We start from the raw sequence: 15823 nt of genomic DNA, 5'->3' as shown, positions 1-15823 counted from the left end.
CCTCAATCAAGGGATTAACTTAATTGATGATCCATGCCAACGACAACGGCTAGCCCAACTCAACCTAGAAGCAGGTCAAAAAGCAAAAGCATCAATTGCCTATACAGAAGCTGTCTCGTATTTTGAGAGTGGGATTAAACTACTGAGTGATCAAGGGTGGAAGACTCAATATGTTCTCATCCTTTCTCTCTATTCAGAGTTGGTGGATGTTCATTATTTAAGGGGCGACTTTGAAGCCGTCGAGACGATCAGCTCTAGTGCATTAGAACATGTTTCTGTGATTGCGGATACGCTTCCCATTTACATTGCCCAAATTGCGAGTGACCAAGCCCAGGGAAAGATGTTGTCAGGTCTAGAGTTGTCCCTCAAGGTCTTGAAGTCACTGGGCATTCAGATGTCAACAGAAATCAGTAACGATACTATCCAGAAAAAAACTGAGTCAAACTCTATCAGAATTTCAGTCTAGAACGATTGATGAGTTTATTGCTCTACCCCAAACAAGCGATCCTCAGTTGCTAAGAACTCAAGATTTGCTAACCCTGATGGTGGGATATGCCTATAAGTCAAAGCCTGAACTTTTACCGATCATTATTTGCAAGCAAATTTCGCTCTTACTACAACACGGTAATATCCCAGCTTCTGCTTCAATTTATGCACTTTTTGCCATGCTGTTGTGTGGCTTTCAAAAGTTTGAATCCGGTTACTTTGCAGGGGAAGTAGCTCTAGCAGTAATGGAGGCTTTCCCTACTAAGCAATTTGAAATGCGGGTCAGGAACCTGATTTATGCCTATGTTACTCCTTGGAAGGGGTTGCTCAAAGACTGCATCCCTCCGTTAAAAAATGGATTCAGCATTGGTATTGAATCTGGAGACATTGAATATACAGCCTATGGTATCCAACACTATGTTCAATTCCTCTTTTTTTCAGGTGTTAATTTAGCCACTATCGACCAAGAGAACCAGACCTATAGCAAAGTCCTAGAAACCTATCGGCAGGACGGAATATTATGGAGTCTCCAAATTTTCCATCAAACAGCCCTAAATCTTATCAACCTTAGCGAGAAACCTTGGGAACTTGAGGGAACTATTTTTCGAGAATCTGAATGCCTACAAAATTGGCAGGAAAACAATTTCGACGTTTTGATTGCAGCACTCTACATCAATAAATTAGTTGTCAGCTATCTATTTGGCAAGCCTTTATTAGGGATTGGCTTTGCAGAAACTGCCAATAAATCGAATAGCGGATTAACAGGGGAATTTCAAATCTCTTACTTATACTATTTTCGAGCACTCTGTTGTCTAGCTATCCTCAATCAAGGTACTGCTGAAGAACGCACCCATAGCTTATCTCAAGTTGATAATGACATCAAAAAATTGGACCTGTTTTCGCACCATGCTCCGATGAATTTCAAGCATCAGGTGGACTTGGTTAAAGCTGAAAGACATCGAGTATTGGATCAAAAGCTGGAGGCAATTGATGCCTATGAGCTTGCTATTGCCGGTGCGAAGGAAAATGGTTATGTCCAAGAAGAAGCACTAGGGAATGAACTAGCAGCAAAGTTCTACCTCGATTGGGGCAAAGATAAATCTGCCACAGCTTATATACAAGAAGCTTACGGCTGCTACGCTCGCTGGGGAGCAAAAGCCAAAACTGATGATCTTGAACAGCGTTATACTGATTTGCTCCAACCTATTCTTCAGCCAAGATCGCAGTCGCTCAATCCACTTGCGACCTTGGCCAGTCTTGTTGATACCAATCTATCGATTCATTCTTCAGCTACTTCGAACCGAACCAACCTCAATACTAGTCTCGACTTTGCAGCTCTTCTTGCAGGAGCCCAAGCTCTCTCAGAAAGCTTGAATCTAAGTGAACTACTAGAAAAACTCACCCAGATGATGTTGCAAAATTCTGGAGCAGATAGCTTAGTATTGCTCCTACCAGAAACAGATGACTCCTGGCATATCAGAGCCACTGCTATCCCTGAGACGACGCAACTCACGAACGAACCTCTCGTTGGCAGCTCCAACTTACCCGTTCAACTCATTCAATACGTCCAACATACGCAAGAGGTTCTGGTTGTTGATGACTTAGATATCGACTTACCCATTCTTGATGATTATCTACAACAACATCACCCTTGCAGTGTTCTCTGTTTACCTATTCGATATCAAGGCAATCTCAGTGGCTTGTTGTATTTGCAGAACCAATCTACGGCGGGGGTATTTACTTGCGATCGCATCACCGTACTCAACTTCCTCTGTTCCCAAGCAGCCATCGCGCTAGAGAATGCTCGACTATTCTCCAAAAGACTAGACATAGAAGCTGAACTGCAACAGCTGAATGCCCAACTGGATCAGCGGGTCAAAGAGCGCACCCAAGAACTCTCAGAAACCCTAGAAACGTTAAAGTCAGCTCAAGTCAGTCTGATCGAAGCAGAGAAGATGGCTGCGTTAGGCACTTTAGTTGCTGGGGTAGCCCACGAAATCAATACCCCCATTGGCACTAGCATCACCGTTGCCTCTACCCTCGCAGCTGAGAGTGAACAATTTCTGCAAGCAGCTGAGAACGGTCAACTCAGGCGGTCGACTCTCAATCAATATCTAGAGGTGGTCCGCCAATGCACCCAACTACTGAACAGTAATCTCAGCCGAGCTGGAGATCTGATTCAAAGCTTCAAGCAAGTCGCGATTGATCAATCCCATCAGGAGTTACGCACCTTCAACTTGAAAGCTTATGTGGAAGAAGTGGTGACCAGTCTTCAGCCCCAGGTTAAGCATTCTGGTCACCAACTGAGGGTGTCTGGAGATGAGTGGATCACCCTCATCCATGATCCAGGAGTAGTAGCTCAACTGATTACGAACTTGGTAACTAACTCCATCAAACATGCCTACGCCGAAGGTGAAACAGGGCAGTTACAGATTCAAATTAAACAGCAAGAACAACGGGCCTTTATGACATACAGCGATGATGGCTGTGGTATTCCGCCAGCAAATCTTTCTAAAGTGTATGAACCCTTCTTTACCACCGCTCGTCATCGAGGGGGGACAGGATTGGGACTCAATATTGTCTACAACATTGTGACCCAGTCTCTTCAAGGCACCATTCAGATAGATAGTCAGGTCGGGCAAGGCACCACATTTACAATCGCAATCCCCTATAAACCCGACTTAAAAGCCCGCTGAAGCTGAATCGCAGCTTGAAGGTTTTGCTGGTACTCTTTTTCAGAAATGGTGTAAGCCCCAAATCGTTCCAAATGAGGATTGGTGATTTGGACATCAAACAAGGCAAATTGTTGCGATCGCAAATGATTCACCAACATCACCATCGCGGCTTTGGAGCCTTCGGAGATATGGAAAAACATCGATTCACCAATAAATACCCCACCAATCACTAATCCGAGGATGCCCCCTGCCAATTGATCGTCTTGCCAAGTTTCATAGCTATAAGCCCACCCAGCTTTATATAGCAACATGTAGATCATCTTCAGTTCATCAGAGATCCAGGTCGAGTCACGATTAGCACAGCCTTCGACCACCCCAAAAAAATCGCGATTGATCGCTGACGTAAATCGGTTTTGGTTCAGACTCCGGCGGAGGGATTTTGGGTAGCGAAACCGATCATCCAACGGCATAACGGTCCGGGTCTGACTGGAATACCATCCCAACCCATCACCGTTATCCATCAGAAAATAGCCTTGACGGTACCCTGCAATGATCTCAGCCGGATCAATCTGCATCATCTTTGACATCGAATCAAACTGAAGTCACCTGCTACGGACATTTCCTCTTCAACATTTTAAGGAAATTACCGAAGGACATCGACTGATTCAGCATTTTTTGCCGACTCTTTAGATGAATTTCAGAAATGAGAGACGAACTTATACAACTTAAACCCAGACTCAAACAAGAACAAAAAACTGACCCTGCAATACTCAGAACATCACAAAAGCCTCCACCACGATTAGAACCCTTATAGCAGCCTGATTCAGGCTCCATCTCGTCTTCATCCACCTCTACAGGACTGATTAGCATGATGCCTCAACACCAACTTTTAGCCACCACCGGTTATTACATTCGTCAGTTGATTAAACAACAGGGTCAGGAGTTCAAATCCGCCGTTGCTCATGGGACTCAGCTTATTGCTGATACCACCGCCGATATCAATCGCATTATTGCCAGTCTCTACCCTAATGAGACAGAAACCACTCAAATGATGAGTGAACTAGAACTGCTAGTCAAAGTCCATCAGCATCTTTGCAGCCAAAACAGCCTCTATGCCAGCACAGTTGAACAGCTCCAAGACATAGAAGCCAGAATCTTTCGTATTCTAGGACTCAGCCGAGTGGGTTATGCCCACTGAATTTCTCAAAGAATTGGGTAACCCATGGAGTTAAGACGATGACTGACGATTTCTGCGGCATCTCTCAGAACAGTAAATAACGTCGTCCCAGCAATTTCGCCATTTTTTGCGCCAGGTAAACGGCAATCCACAAACTGGGCAAATCTTAGTGGGTAAGTCGCGTTTTTGGGGTGCCATGCTGAGTTCATCACAAAATTGAATGGGGTTCAATCCTTGAGAAGTTGCCGACGGATCATTTCCTTCTCTTTGATGGGGCAGGAGTTCAAACCCGAATCAGCGAAAACTGTAGAGTAGGAGTCTTGATACTGCCTAGCCTAATTGTAATGAGAGAAGCCTCACAGAACGATGATTTCTGCTGAACCCTATCTGAAAGCAATCTTCCAAACAAGCCTCCAGCTCATACAAATTTTAGAAATGGCTCAAGGCAGATTTGAACTGCCGACCTTGGGCTTATGAGTCCCCTGCTCTAACCACTGAGCTACTGAGCCAGATAGTCGGTTGGTGAGAATGACTGAAACGGGTTAGCTTTCATCAAACACCGACAGTTTAGTAGCGTAACATACACAGCAGACCCTTTGCACCCTCGGTTTGGGGAATTTCTCAATTTTGGCAAACACCGGGGTAGCAGACCCATAACCCTTGGTCACAGCCGTGCATGTCGTGGGAAGATAGGCAAATATGTAAATCTTTTCCGCGACCATGGACATTAAACACGGCTTTGTCGGCGCAGTTGGCAACACTCCCCTCATTCGCCTCAATAGTTTCAGTGAGCAAACCGGCTGTGAAATTTTGGGCAAAGCTGAGTTCTTAAATCCAGGCGGTTCCGTCAAGGATCGAGCGGCTTTGTTTATGATCAATGACGCCGAAAAAAGAGGGGTGCTTAAACCCGGCGGTACAGTTGTGGAAGGCACGGCAGGCAATACCGGAATTGGCCTCGCCCATATCTGCAATGCCAAAGGCTATAAATGCTTAATTGTCATCCCTGAAACCCAGTCCCAAGAGAAGATGGATGCGTTGCGGCTATTGGGGGCAGAAGTGCGGGCCGTGCCAGCGGTTCCCTATCGTGATCCCAATAACTATGTCAAACTATCGGGTCGGATTGCCGATGAGCTAGACAATGCCGTATGGGCCAACCAATTCGATAATTTGGCCAATCGTCTCGCCCATTATGAGGGCACAGGCCCCGAAATCTGGCAACAGACCGATGGCAAGATCGATGCCTGGGTCACTTCAACTGGAACTGGCGGCACCTATGCCGGGGTAGCCCTCTATCTCAAAGAACAAAACCCCAATCTCAAAACTATTTTGGCGGACCCCATGGGCAGCGGTCTCTATAGCTATGTCAAGACTGGAGAAATTAAGCCGGAAGGCAATTCCGTCACTGAGGGCATTGGCAACAGCCGGGTCACGGCTAATTTGGAAGGGGCTCCCATCGATGATGCAGTTCAAGTGGATGACCCTGAAGCGCTGCGGGTCATTTATCAACTTTTGAGAGAAGATGGCTTGTTCCTAGGGGGATCTGTAGGCATCAATGTGGGCGCAGCGGTGGCCCTTGCCAAGGAGATGGGACCTGGGCATACCATCGTCACGGTGCTGTGTGATAGCGGCACTCGCTATCAGTCTAAGTTGTTTAATCCAGACTGGCTGCAGGCCAAAGGACTCAGTCCTGATTAAAAGACTAGCGGTCTAAACCCAAGTTAGAGCATATCTTCATGGATCAGCGTTGGAGCTGGATTAAGCAGCTATGGACGAGCTATAAGGCCGTCTTTTTTGCCGGATTGCTGATGGCGGTTTTGGCCTTTTTAGGGAAAGCCTTATTTGAGCATTGGCAGGCGATTGCAGCCATTCAAATTACCCTGTCGGCTTGGGCTAGTGTTGCGATCGCAACCGGTATCACCCTGTTTGCCTTTACCGGGACGGGATGGGTCTGGGGATGGATTCTAGAAGATTTGGGGCATCCCGTCAGCAATGTTTGGGCAACCCAGATTTACCTGACCACCAATATTGCCAAATACTTACCCAGCAATTTGCTCCATCTCTATGGTCGAACCTTAGCTGCCCAAAATATAGGTATTCCTCTAACCGCTGCCTCCCTCAGTGTCATTCTCGACACCCTCTTAATGATTTCAGCAGGGTTAATTCTCGGTTTGTTAAGTGTGCCTCGGGGCGGTCTATGGACTGCAGGCTTGGGACTGCTAGCCGCATTAATTATTGTCCATCCTAGAATTTTGCGGTTTCTGATTCGACGGCTGTCTCAACTCGGAGCCGTTATTTCTAAATCCAAACCCAAAAGGAAAGCCAAGCCCTTCCTGCTCAAGCACTATCCCTGGCGGCCTTTACTCGGTGAGATTAGCATTATTGTCCTTAGGGGTCTTGGATTTGCCCTCACCGTCCAAGCCCTCACTCCAGTCGAGATTGAAGCCATTCCGCGTCTGATTAGCATTTTCAGTATTGGCTGGCTGCTAGGATTTGTCACCCCTGGAGTTCCAGGCGGAGTCGGCGTATTTGAACTCACCGTCTGCCAACTGATGATTCGTCCCGGCGTCCTGACTGAGACCTCCACCCTGTCCTACGGATTGGCGTTGGGCAGTGTCGCTTTGTATCGATTGATGAACACCCTTGCCGAAGCCTTGGGGGCAGGTCTAGCGTGGTTAGACACTAAGCAATCTCAAACTGCAACAGCCCCTATTCTCCGTTCTAATCCTAAAAAACCATAGCTCCACATAGCTTTGAAGCCTTAAAGCTCTTATTAAAAAAGTGGTTCAATCGGGCAGATTGCTAGTTCTAGAAATCGAGCTTAACAATACGAAATATTCTGTTTAAACATGTCCGTATATTTGCTGAGGACAACCACCTAAATCAACTCGTACCCTTTGAGGGAAGACGATTTATTCAGCCAGTATTCAGAAATATGCGTGAATTTACGCTATTTCAATCGGTATAAATCATCGTTTATCTGTGCTTGGAGTAAATTCGGTGTGACGTCCCCTCCGCTCTACGAGATCGTGAAAAGCGACCAACAGGCCAACTTAGATCATCTGACAGCTGCCTGCCCTGCGGTCATGTACAGCAGCTGTCCCGGTGCCTTTGATTTAACGGCTGTTTCCCAGAGCGTTACATCCCTATTTGGCTATACCGATCAGGATTTACTCGCAGAGCCAACCCGCTGGCTATCCCTGATCCATCCTGACGATCGGTCCCTGGTATTAGCAACCCTCAGCCAAGGCACGTTAGATATTTGGCAAGAGTGCGAGTACCGCTTTTTTCATAAACAGTTAGGGTATCGCTGGGTTCAAAATATCTTTCAGCTCGTGTCTAAACCGACAGGGCCAGGATTAGAGCTGATTGGTTGTTGGCTGGATCGCACCGAACACCTCCAGCATCGATTAGCCCAACAACAGCGGGATGCCTTACTAACCGCCGTAGCTGAAGCCAGTCAATATCTGCTCACGGGCTCCCACTTCAATACAGCGGTCACCAAAGCCCTGGCCGTGACCGGTAATGCAGCGCAGATCGATCGGCTCTATGTTTGCGAACTCCATACGTCTAAGACTGGCGTGCTCACCCCCCAACTGCGCTATGCCTGGGTGAAGAAGACCGAGTCGGCTTCCAGTTTACAGCTGCCCTGGACCGTTCCCGCCGATGTGATCGGGCAACGACGTTGGTACCAGTCCTTGGTTCGCCGTCTACCTTTTTCCCAGCTGACTCGAGATTTTCACGAAATTGAGCGATCGCATCTGAAACGAGCCGACATTTGCTCTGTTTTTCTCCTCCCCATCTTTATCGAAGATCAGCTCTGGGGATTTATGAGCTTTGAGAATCGCCATATTGAACGTCAATGGTCTGCCCCAGATATTTCTCTGTTACAAACCTTGGTGGCGAGTCTCAGTGGGGCTTTAAAACATCATCAGAAAGAGAGTGAACTCCTCCATCATGCCTTCCACGATCCCTTAACGGGCTTACCGAATCGCGCCCTGTTTACGAATCGATTAGAACAATCCCTCAAACAGCTGAAGCGCTATCCCGACTATCTGTTTGCCGTACTGTTTTTGGATTTAGATCGGTTCAAAATCATTAATGACAGCATGGGCCATGGGGTTGGCGATCAGTTGCTGATGGGCATTGCTGAACGGTTGCTGTCCTCTTTGCGTCCAGGCGATACGGCCTCTCGTTTAGGAGGAGACGAATTTGTGATTTTGCTCAATGGTCTCCAAAACCAAGAAGACGCCTCTGCGACGGCAGAACGTCTCCGCCAACAGCTGACCTTACCCTTTAATCTGGGGGTACATGAGATTTTCATTGACGTTAGCATTGGCATCACCCTCAGTAACTTTGGGTATCAAGATTCCGAGCAAGTGTTGCAAGATGCAGATGTGGCCATGTACCAGGCTAAGTCAGCGGGTAAAGGCTGTCATAAGGTCTTTAACACCGGCATGCAGTCCCAGACCATGGCGAGATCGCAGCTAGAAACAGAAATGCGGCGGGCCATTGAACGCCAAGCCTTTGAGATCTACTACCAGCCCATTGTCTGCCTGAAGACTGGAGCGATTGACACCTTTGAAGCGTTAATTCGGTGGTACGACAGCAACCATCAACCCATTGCTGCCTCCGATCTAATTGGCATTGCCGAAGAGTCTGGGATGATTCAGGATTTGGGATTATCGGTATTGCAGCAGGCCTGTAATCAGCTGCGTCAGTGGCAGCGCCTTCCAGATTATGAAACCCTGCGAATTAGCGTGAATTTATCGGCTAAACAGCTGTTTCACAGTGATTTAGTCACCAAGGTAGCGGATATCCTGACTGCGTCTCGCATCGATCCGACCCATCTCAAGCTAGAGCTGACGGAAAGCACGATTATTCGCAATGATCAGACGACGATTACTTTACTGAAACAGCTGCGAGATCTGGGATTAGAACTCTATCTCGATGATTTTGGGGCGGGATATTCTTCTTTAAGCTATCTGTATAGCCTGCCCATTAAGGCCTTAAAGATTGATCAAACTTTTGTCCAACGAATCGATATGGGGGCAGAGGGACAAGCGATTATTCGTTCGATTCTCTTACTTGCCAATAATTTAGATCTGAAGGTAGTTGCGGAAGGAGTGGAGAATAAAACCCAGCTCAATTACCTCAATTCCCTCGACTGCACCCACGGCCAAGGCTTTTTGTTTGCTCCACCCCTAACGGCGAGGGGCGCGACTTCCTTGTTGCGATCGCAAGATCGATTCGAGTATCAATCCGCCTAAAAACCAACCCTTCTCTTGGCATAGAACACAAATATTCCATTGCTCAGTACCATTAGTGCTATGGTATTTGGCTTAAATTAACCTGCGATGACAACTGTACTATTTTGTGCCCTGGCTCTCGCCATGTGGTCTCTCCCCCTCAATTACATCCCCACCCTGGCACGGTTTGCAAAAGGTGGAATGGAATGGGCCGCAAGCAATCGGGACACCATGCCTGAGATTCCACCCTGGGCTCAACGGGCAGAGCGGGCTCAGCGCAACCATTATGAAAATTTACCGATGTTGGTGGTGACGCTACTCGTTGTCCAGTTATCTGGGGCAGCCAACCCATTGATTAATCTGGCAGCAATAATTATGGTTTCCTGCAGGATCTTCCATGCCTTTGCCTATATTATTGGCGTACCAGTATTGCGTTCGTTAGGGTTTGTAGGGGCTATGTTGTCCTTATTTGTAATTCTGTGGCAGCTCTTGGTGTAGCCCACCATCGTCAATCACTCGCTTCATTGATTTTCTAGATGGCAATTAAACTACATCGCCAACCTACTCTTAAACCTGGTAGGGTAACAAACCCTTGAATGATTCCAGGTTTAAGACATTTGCTTTAAGCCCATAAAATAATCTCTCCAACTTTGGTGTTTTCTACCTGCAGCGGCAGAGAAATCACTGGGATTATCCGCCTTACCGTCATGAATACCTTCATAAATTCCTGCAATCACAGTCCCCATAAACTCACCTAATTCAGCCATGCGATCGCATCGATAGTCCTCTATGGTCATGGCACGGTAGTTCAGTTGAGTACCGAAGGCCCAATTTAAATACCCAGCTAGTTCAGATTGGGTAATGGCTTCACCATGCAAATTATAGATTTCGCCATTGTGCTTGTCCTCAGTCAACATGCGGGTATAGGCATAGGCCAACTCTGAGCGAGTGGTATAACCACACTTACCCTCTCCAGCGCAGTTCGTAATCTCCCCGGCTTGTTGATAGGTCTCGATGTAGTCCACATCAGGCTCAATGTAAATGCCATTGCGGCCAATGACCCATTGCAAACCACTATTGCGAACATCTTGTTCAGTTTGGCGATTACTTTGAATAACCGGACTAAAGGTTGTGCCTTCATCAGCACCCTGAACACTGGTGTAAACAATTTTGGTAACACCTGCTGCTTTAGCCGCTGCAATGACATTACGATGTTGGCCAATGCGTTTATCAGGGGCATCCATACCGGAGACTAGCAGTAACTTATCTATCCCCAGCAGCGAGGATTCTAACTCCGCTAGATTATTGTAATCGCCCTTGCGAACCTCTACGCCTAGATGAGCTGCCCTAACGGGTGTCCGTGCCAGACCCACAACGTTTTCCTGACCCATCACTAAGCCCGTAGCTTTAACAATTTCGCCACCTAGTTTTCCACTGGCTGCTGTGATCGCAATTTTTGTCATCGCTCTTCCTTCTCTTAAAATCCTTCGGAAACAATGCTCACGCTTGAGCCGTTTGGTAGCACTTTTTGTATCTAAGATTCACCATAATCATGGTCTGGGTGATTGCTTGTATCTAATTTCCAATATCCTCGGGAAACAAGTCTATCTTTACTAACGCCCTGTTGATTCAATAGGTGTGAGCGCATCCGGCGCATCGCATTCGCTTCACATGCAATCCACCAAAAGACATCATCCAAGTCTTCTATACCAACCAACACATTCGGTAGATACTTTTCCAGGAGTAGGCCTGGCTCTGCAGATTGCTCTTTGCGAAATAGCCAGGTTGGCTGAACCCCAATTTTGGAACTGAGGGATCGCTGTTCATGAACATCTTCGACTTCGCAAATGACGATGGGGCTACAGTTGGCCGGAAGTGATTCCAACAGGATACCTGCAGCAGGCATAGCAGACTCATCCACCAACATGACCATTACTGCGGCATCTGGAATATCCATTCCTCCTCCTGGTCCAGCCACAGTGATGGTCTCACCCACCTGGGCCTGGGCTGCCCAAGTCGAGGCCAAGCCGCTGCCATGAAGCACAAATTCCACCGTCAGTTCATGAGTCTCGGAATTAAAGTGCCGGGGGGTATAGGTCCGCATCTGGGAGCGCATTTTCTTGGGGTCAACGGGGTCATTTGGATCAACGCCAAACAGCAGCTTAATATGTGCCCCCGGACGAGGGGTGTTAAAACCGACTAGGGGTTCACCACCCAGCACGATCCGTCGCACTCGAGGCGTAACTTGATCAATTTTTTGGACAGTGACCTGCCGCATCTGACGGCGATGTTTTGGGTTAAGGATCATATTTTTGGTTTACGAATTAACAGTTCTAAGAAGCAGTCGTTATCTCAGGCACACGATTATGGTGTTGGCGAGTCAACATCATGCTTTGATAAAGCGGGCGTTTTGGAACTTTGCAGAGTTATGAAATCAGGGCCCATTCTGGCGACAAGAATGGTCGGTAGATGTCCTCTCATCTGTTGGCTATCACTAGCCCTCAAAACATCATTACCGAATCCAAACTTGCCGTTTTTATTGGTCCTGAATATATTGATTGGGATTAATGCAAGGAATAGGTGCTTGATCTCCAGAATCTAAACTGTTTAGGAAGGCAATACCCTTTTCTTTAGGTGTTAGCGATTCCAGGTCAATGCTCTAATGGATAAACCTGAGACTGGCGTGGGCTTGATTTAGTTACCATCATAAATAACCGAGCCAGTATAAGAAAGAGTCAAATCTGCTAATATTTAGGGTCAAAAATGGACATACTGTCCCTGGCGAATGTGCAATGGTCGCCTGCGGTCAACAGTCACTTTGAAGTACTGCGCTTGCAGAATTTATACAACCGAGAGCTGCCAGAGGATCACGATCCTTGGCAACCGCACCGCCTTCACTTCCATGCTTTAATTTTGTTTACCCAGGGCCAGGGCACCCACGGCATTGATTTTATTGAATATCCCGTCAAGGCAGGGACATTAATTCATGTTTGTGCCAATCAGGTACACTATTTTGGTCATGCCCCAGAATTAGATGCCTTTATGGTCGTGTTTGTGCCTGCTGCCTTGCCGACCCATTTATTAGGACTATCCACCAATATTTCCAGTCCCTTATCCTGGTCTACCATTCAGCATGTTTGGCCATCCATTACATCTCTTGAATTGAAGCAAGCCCAGATGCTCCAACAACACATTGAAGTATTGGAAACTCATCAAACAATGGACAGCCAACTGCGGCCCGCTGCGCAATATCTATTGTGGTCTGTCATTGCTTTTGCATCCCAGGCGGCAGTGGAATCAGACAAACATCACTCGGCAAAAACAATAGATCCGCGATTTCTAGAGTTTGTTGAGTTGCTGGAGCAATCCTATGAGTCCTGTCGCAATATGAAATGGTACGCGGCACGGATGAATTGCTCGGCTAAAACGCTGTCTCGCATCTGTAGGACAGCGGCTGGCAAATCACCTAAGGCGATTACGGACGAACGGGTGGCTGTTGAGGCCCAGCGACGCTTACTGTTTGGTCAAACGACGGTGAAAGAGGTGGGAGCTTCGTTGGGATTTGAGGAGACGACCAATTTTATTAAGTTCTTTAGACGACTGGTGGGTCAGAATCCTGATGAATTTCGGTCAGCTTCAAGATTTTAGGCTCTAGCTTATGCCTTTGGATGAGGAAAGCTACTTAATCCTTTACTGATCTCGAACTCAAGTTACTGACAGCTATCTTATGAGAAAAATTAGGCGGATGTCGAAGCCCTTCAATTAAACGATCGCTTCTGGCGGAGTAGCAAAGGCATTGCCGACAATATCGCTAGGCAGGTACAGGCAATCACTAAGGGCCAAGGGCCTTTGCCATGCATCGCCTCATTACCAGCGACACCGATCCAGGTATAGGCAATCACACCGGGGATAATGCCAATAAGCGTTCCCAAACTGTAAGGAAACCAGTGAATGGTGGTCATGCCAAACAGAAAATTCACCAAATTAAAGGGTGAGATCGGGGCAAAGCGGACGATCAGGACAAAGCTAAACGGATGCTGGAGGACCGCCTGATTGAAGGAGCAGAGAAGCTTGCGATCGCGCACGCGTTTCTGTGCCCAATCTAAGAAGAGATAGCGAGCCATCCAGAAGGCTCCCAGGGCTCCCAAGGTAGCTCCGACTAGGGATAAGACACTTCCCCATAGCAGGCCAAACAAGATACCGCCCACAATCGTGAGAATAACACCAGGGACACCCAACATCGTGGCGACGATATGCAGCAGAAGAAAGATGATGTAGCCCCATAAACCATGGGATTGCACAACCTCTACTAAATGCATCTGGTCAAACAGCAAGGGACCATACCGAATGACTAGGGGAAGCAACAACACCCCTACCACCCCTGCTAGTAATCGTCTGCGACCTTTCACTTGCCGTTGGCGTAGTCCTTCTTGCAGCATTAGCTTAATTCTTGCTCTACCACAGAGCCGGTTTCAGGAACGGCTTCTGCCAGCGCTTTTCGGGCAACTTTAGTCACATAGACCGTCACTAAAACCGTGGCAAGAAAACCGATAATGCGGATGGCCCAAGTAATGGTGGGGTTAGAGGGTTGATCTCCTGTACCGATTGTGGCGATATTCCCCGCTAGAGATCCTAGATAGACATACATAATGGTGCCAGGAATCATGCCCACAGAACCAAAAAAGTAATCTCTTAAAGAAACCCCCGTAACCCCCATGCCATAGTTGAGTAAGTTAAAGGGGAAAATGGGGGATAGCCGGGTCAGTAGAACAATCTTGAACCCTTCTTTGCCTACTGCCTTATCAATCGCTGCAAATTTATCATTGCCTTCAATTTTTTTAGAGATCCAACCTCGAGCGGCATATCGCCCCACCAGGAAAGCGAGAGTGGCCCCAATCGTGGCCCCAATAAAGACTAAAAAAGATCCTTGAACCACTCCAAAGACAACCCCCTGCTCCTAGAGTCAAAATGGACCCCGGCAAAAAGGCAACGGTGGAAACAATGTAAATCCCAATAAACGCGATCGCACCGACAGGACCTAATTCTTTCACCCATAACAGGGCATCCCGAAGCAGTTGCTGGGGATTGAAACCACCCCCATCTGCGGCCCAAGCAGGAGATGCCGTAATCACCAAAAAGGCTAAAGCTGCTAATAAAACAGGTTGGATTTTTTTCCAGTGACGAACATTCATAGATTTACCTTTAAAAAATGTGTGTGATGTCATAACAAAGAACCGCCACAGCTCGAACCACTACCCGCAGTGCAGCCATAGCAATAGGGCGCCGTTTTTACGTCCTCAATTAAATCGAGACTGCCAGCGTCCAACAGCTTTTTCACCGTTAACCGCTCCCCCTTAGGGGTGGTAGCTGGAATCTCCTCCATTTGGTTGAAATCGCAGTCATAGATATTGCCCAGATAATCGACGGATAGCTCATTGCGACACATTAAATGCTCTATCGTCGAGTCATTAAAATGGCCTTCCAAAAACTGAAGATAGGGCTGATGAAGCTGACGATGTTGCAAATGAAACTTGGTGCGACCGATGGGGAGATTGGTAATCGCAAATAGATGATTAAAGGTAATTCCGAACTGCTCCCCTAAGTGCTGTTTATAGGCCTGTTCTAAGGGCTGCTGATCCGGGGCTAGGGCAAAGTCCAGGGTGGCGGGCACCTGGGGGTTATACACCAGGTCCAACAATAGATTCGGATCCGAGCCATAGCCCAACTGATTCAACCGCTGCAGCGCTTTGATTGAGCTGTCAAAGACGCCATCACCCCGCATTTTGTCTACATTTTGCTCCAGATAACAGGGCAGGGAGGCCACCACTCGCAGTTGATGCCGGGCAAAATATTCGGGTAAATCTTCAAAACCCGGTTCAAAGTAAATGGTTAAATTCGAACGGACGATGACTTCCTTGTTGTGGGAGCGAGCTGCCTCTACTAGGGGACGAAAGCCATAATTCATCTCCGGGGCACCCCCCGTTAGATCCACGGTTTCAATCTGAGGGAATTGATGAATCAGTTCAACCAACTGATCACAGACGTCTGGGGATAACTCCTCTGTCCGTTTCGGACTGGCCTCCACATGGCAATGGCTACAGGCCAAGTTGCATCGTCGCCCCAAATTGATTTGCAGCACCGTAATGGGCTGCTTGATGAGGGGAGCAGCTAACTTCTGGGTAAACGGAGTGAGAGAGGGGGTAGTTGAAACAGTCATATCAGCTCGATCCACAACAACA

At 47.5% G+C, this 15823-nt stretch carries 14 protein-coding genes, 1 tRNA gene and 1 pseudogene; 8 read left to right on the top strand and 8 right to left on the bottom strand.

Annotation, left to right across the window (positions count from 1 at the left end):
- Positions 1–202: 202 nt before the first annotated feature.
- Together HRE53_RS22750 and HRE53_RS22745 are read left to right on the top strand one after the other, a co-directional pair.
- Positions 203–466: a hypothetical protein gene (locus HRE53_RS22750; protein WP_235108054.1), complete on the top strand. Its 264-nt coding sequence runs from the start codon at positions 203–205 to the stop codon at positions 464–466.
- Between the two features lie 46 nt (positions 467–512).
- Entirely contained in the window at positions 513–3182 is a 2670-nt protein-coding gene (locus HRE53_RS22745) for an ATP-binding protein (protein ID WP_235108053.1), read from the top strand.
- On the opposite strand, the gene aat is transcribed toward HRE53_RS22745, so the two are convergent.
- Positions 3155–3736, bottom strand: a complete 582-nt coding sequence (gene aat, locus HRE53_RS22740) for a leucyl/phenylalanyl-tRNA--protein transferase (protein ID WP_315874877.1) — start codon at positions 3734–3736, stop codon at positions 3155–3157. The two genes, HRE53_RS22745 and aat, sit on opposite strands and share 28 nt — an antisense overlap.
- Positions 3737–4029: 293 nt before the next feature.
- Here aat and HRE53_RS22735 point away from each other — a divergent pair, with 293 nt between their 5' ends.
- Positions 4030–4359 carry a hypothetical protein gene (locus HRE53_RS22735; RefSeq protein ID WP_235108051.1) on the top strand — a complete coding sequence of 110 codons (330 nt, stop codon included), beginning with the start codon at positions 4030–4032 and terminating at the stop codon, positions 4357–4359.
- Positions 4360–4389: 30 nt separating this feature from the next.
- On the opposite strand, the gene HRE53_RS22730 is transcribed toward HRE53_RS22735, so the two are convergent.
- Together HRE53_RS22730 and HRE53_RS22725 are read right to left on the bottom strand one after the other, a co-directional pair.
- On the bottom strand, positions 4390–4536 hold the full coding sequence (locus HRE53_RS22730) for a DUF2256 domain-containing protein (protein ID WP_212665429.1): 147 nt from the start codon (positions 4534–4536) through the stop codon (positions 4390–4392).
- Positions 4537–4774: 238 nt separating this feature from the next.
- A tRNA-Met gene (locus tag HRE53_RS22725) sits at positions 4775–4847 on the bottom strand.
- A gap of 211 nt (positions 4848–5058) precedes the next feature.
- Here HRE53_RS22725 and HRE53_RS22720 point away from each other — a divergent pair.
- From HRE53_RS22720 to HRE53_RS22705, 4 genes are all read left to right on the top strand, one after another.
- Positions 5059–6033: a cysteine synthase A gene (locus HRE53_RS22720; RefSeq protein ID WP_212665428.1), complete on the top strand. Its 975-nt coding sequence runs from the start codon at positions 5059–5061 to the stop codon at positions 6031–6033.
- 38 nt (positions 6034–6071) lie between these two features.
- On the top strand, positions 6072–7076 hold the full coding sequence (locus HRE53_RS22715; RefSeq protein ID WP_235108050.1) for a hypothetical protein: 1005 nt from the start codon (positions 6072–6074) through the stop codon (positions 7074–7076).
- Positions 7077–7337: 261 nt separating this feature from the next.
- Positions 7338–9605: an EAL domain-containing protein gene (locus HRE53_RS22710; RefSeq protein WP_235108049.1), complete on the top strand. Its 2268-nt coding sequence runs from the start codon at positions 7338–7340 to the stop codon at positions 9603–9605.
- Positions 9606–9692: 87 nt separating this feature from the next.
- Complete coding sequence (locus tag HRE53_RS22705) at positions 9693–10082, top strand: MAPEG family protein (RefSeq protein ID WP_235108048.1); 390 nt, start codon at positions 9693–9695, stop codon at positions 10080–10082.
- Positions 10083–10192: 110 nt separating this feature from the next.
- Here the strand turns inward: HRE53_RS22705 and HRE53_RS22700 are convergent, their stop codons facing one another.
- Entirely contained in the window at positions 10193–11047 is an 855-nt protein-coding gene (locus HRE53_RS22700) for an SDR family oxidoreductase (protein ID WP_235108047.1), read from the bottom strand.
- A 71-nt stretch (positions 11048–11118) separates the two neighbouring features.
- Positions 11119–11892: a siderophore-interacting protein gene (locus HRE53_RS22695; RefSeq protein WP_235108046.1), complete on the bottom strand. Its 774-nt coding sequence runs from the start codon at positions 11890–11892 to the stop codon at positions 11119–11121.
- A 455-nt stretch (positions 11893–12347) separates the two neighbouring features.
- Here HRE53_RS22695 and HRE53_RS22690 point away from each other — a divergent pair, with 455 nt between their 5' ends.
- Complete coding sequence (locus HRE53_RS22690) at positions 12348–13232, top strand: helix-turn-helix domain-containing protein (RefSeq protein WP_235108045.1); 885 nt, start codon at positions 12348–12350, stop codon at positions 13230–13232.
- 110 nt (positions 13233–13342) lie between these two features.
- Here HRE53_RS22690 and HRE53_RS22685 read toward each other — a convergent pair whose 3' ends face one another.
- The 3 genes and pseudogenes from HRE53_RS22685 to arsS form a co-directional block, all read right to left on the bottom strand.
- Entirely contained in the window at positions 13343–14023 is a 681-nt protein-coding gene (locus tag HRE53_RS22685) for a TVP38/TMEM64 family protein (RefSeq protein ID WP_212665421.1), read from the bottom strand.
- Positions 14023–14776 (bottom strand): annotated as a pseudogene (locus HRE53_RS22680) (TVP38/TMEM64 family protein). Before HRE53_RS22680 ends, HRE53_RS22685 begins: the two are co-directional and overlap by 1 nt.
- A gap of 29 nt (positions 14777–14805) precedes the next feature.
- Positions 14806–15801, bottom strand: coding sequence for an arsenosugar biosynthesis radical SAM (seleno)protein ArsS (arsS, locus tag HRE53_RS22675; protein ID WP_235108044.1), 996 nt, complete (start codon positions 15799–15801; stop codon positions 14806–14808).
- Positions 15802–15823: the final 22 nt, after the last annotated feature.

Source organism: Acaryochloris sp. 'Moss Beach' (assembly GCF_021497025.1).
In the GTDB taxonomy this organism is placed as follows: Bacteria; Cyanobacteriota; Cyanobacteriia; order Thermosynechococcales; family Thermosynechococcaceae; genus Acaryochloris; species Acaryochloris marina_A.
The sequence above is the reverse complement of the archived record's forward strand: the minus strand, read 5'-3'. Positions and strand labels throughout refer to the sequence as shown.

Coding starts and splice junctions, on each gene's coding strand:
- arsS (WP_235108044.1), bottom strand. CDS start 15,801: ATGACTGTTTCAACTACCCCCTCTCTCACTCCGTTTACCCAGAAGTTA.
- HRE53_RS22705 (WP_235108048.1), top strand. CDS start 9,693: ATGACAACTGTACTATTTTGTGCCCTGGCTCTCGCCATGTGGTCTCTC.
- HRE53_RS22690 (WP_235108045.1), top strand. CDS start 12,348: ATGGACATACTGTCCCTGGCGAATGTGCAATGGTCGCCTGCGGTCAAC.
- HRE53_RS22700 (WP_235108047.1), bottom strand. CDS start 11,047: ATGACAAAAATTGCGATCACAGCAGCCAGTGGAAAACTAGGTGGCGAA.
- HRE53_RS22720 (WP_212665428.1), top strand. CDS start 5,059: ATGGACATTAAACACGGCTTTGTCGGCGCAGTTGGCAACACTCCCCTC.
- HRE53_RS22730 (WP_212665429.1), bottom strand. CDS start 4,536: ATGGCACCCCAAAAACGCGACTTACCCACTAAGATTTGCCCAGTTTGT.
- HRE53_RS22715 (WP_235108050.1), top strand. CDS start 6,072: ATGGATCAGCGTTGGAGCTGGATTAAGCAGCTATGGACGAGCTATAAG.
- HRE53_RS22695 (WP_235108046.1), bottom strand. CDS start 11,892: ATGATCCTTAACCCAAAACATCGCCGTCAGATGCGGCAGGTCACTGTC.
- aat (WP_315874877.1), bottom strand. CDS start 3,736: ATGCAGATTGATCCGGCTGAGATCATTGCAGGGTACCGTCAAGGCTAT.
- HRE53_RS22685 (WP_212665421.1), bottom strand. CDS start 14,023: ATGCTGCAAGAAGGACTACGCCAACGGCAAGTGAAAGGTCGCAGACGA.
- HRE53_RS22735 (WP_235108051.1), top strand. CDS start 4,030: ATGATGCCTCAACACCAACTTTTAGCCACCACCGGTTATTACATTCGT.